This window comes from Chryseobacterium sp. GM_Chr_2 (assembly GCF_026540445.1).
In the GTDB taxonomy this organism is placed as follows: Bacteria; Bacteroidota; Bacteroidia; order Flavobacteriales; family Weeksellaceae; genus Chryseobacterium.
Genome location: NZ_JALNUD010000023.1, coordinates 1 through 1,436, shown reverse-complemented (window position 1 = coordinate 1,436; position 1,436 = coordinate 1). Strand labels below are relative to the sequence as shown.

Sequence of the window (1,436 nt, the reverse complement as noted above, 5' to 3'; positions counted from 1 at the left end):
CCTTCGGGCATGGGAAGGGTGAGGGTGCAGTTTCAGTGGCAGGAAAGAAAGGGCGAGAAATCGCCGTGGATAAGGACAAAAACATCTTACGCTGGAGCATCGCGAGGTGATTATAAAATTCCGGAAATTGGCGATGAAGTTTTGGTGAATTTTGAAAGTAACAATGCCGAAAAGCCTTATGTTTCGGGAGCGATGTATAATGGAAAGGAAGTCAGCGGTTATGCGACGGCGGATAATCGTTATAAAGTGCTTCATTCCCGCATCGGAAACCGTCTGATTATGGATGATGAAACGGGAGATGTGACCCTGGAAAGTCAGAAAGGACAGACCATTGCTGTCTTCTATGGTGATGGAAATATTGATATTACGGCGCCGAAGAATATTAATTTAATGGCAGGAGAAGATGTGAATATCACCGCCGGAAAAAATATGAATACCAATGTCGGGATGAATTCTACAGAAACGGTGGGAATGAATAAATCAGTGGGAGTGGGTATGATAAATGCACTAAATGTCGGAACAAATTATATGGTTAATGTGATTGGAAATTTTGTAGAATATATAAAAGGAAATCTTCAAAGTCACGCTGAAAAAGGAAATCATACCACTACCAAAGAGATGAAAGTAAACAGCGAAACAGATATTAAAGTAAATGCTTCTAGCTCAATCAAAAGAAATAGCGGTGAAAAAAGTAATGACCATTAAACTCAAAACTTATGAAAACAAGAATAATTGAAGGAATTACTGAAATTACGAGTAAAGAAGATATAATATTTCATATCTACGACGGCGAAGCAGAATTTAATGCATTAAACAAGAATTATTGGGACGCGCCCAATACAATTATTGGAAATTATGAGGAAATGGTTCTCCCTGCTCCGGTTGCCGAAGTGATCGAGGTTGGTTTTGCTAAGCAGGAAGTAAAAGACAGTACATCTGATGCAACCAAAAAAGTAATGGCTTTACCCATAAAAAATAGTTTCTCTATTGGTGAAAAAGTTTTCTTGAAAGTAAAAACATTAGGTCTTATAGGCAAGAAACTTAAAGTAGAAGTAAGACAGGCTTTTGAAAAGCAGCTTACCGAAAAAGACCAAAAAGTAGACGCATTAAGTGTCATGGAAATGACTGTAGGTAAAATCACCCAAAGTGAAGATGCCCAAAACAAATATGAAGGTTCTAATTTAAAAGCATTAGAAAATACGGCATTAAAAGAAATGATTTTGGAGCCAACAACTGATGATGAAAAGAGAAAGTGGAAAGATATTTTAGCAAAATCTAAAGATAAAAAAATAAAGCTTTATTTTCATGTTGAAGTTTTGGATGCTGAAGGAGATGTATTTTATAAAGGGGACGATGTAAATGATCCAAAGAATTTTTCTTTCCAAAAACCTTTTGAATTGACGGAAGGGGGAACGTGTTTTTGTGGTAGAGATTTT

2 protein-coding genes are annotated in these 1,436 nt (G+C 36.6%); both read left to right on the top strand.

Going from position 1 to position 1,436, the window contains the following annotated elements:
* The coding region (locus OXQ85_RS20545) for a phage baseplate assembly protein V (protein WP_267407007.1) at positions 1-705 on the top strand (705 nt) is incomplete at its 5' end.
* 11 nt (positions 706-716) lie between these two features.
* Positions 717-1,436, top strand: a 720-nt coding sequence (locus OXQ85_RS20540; protein WP_267407005.1) for a hypothetical protein, incomplete at its 3' end; no start/stop codon positions are given.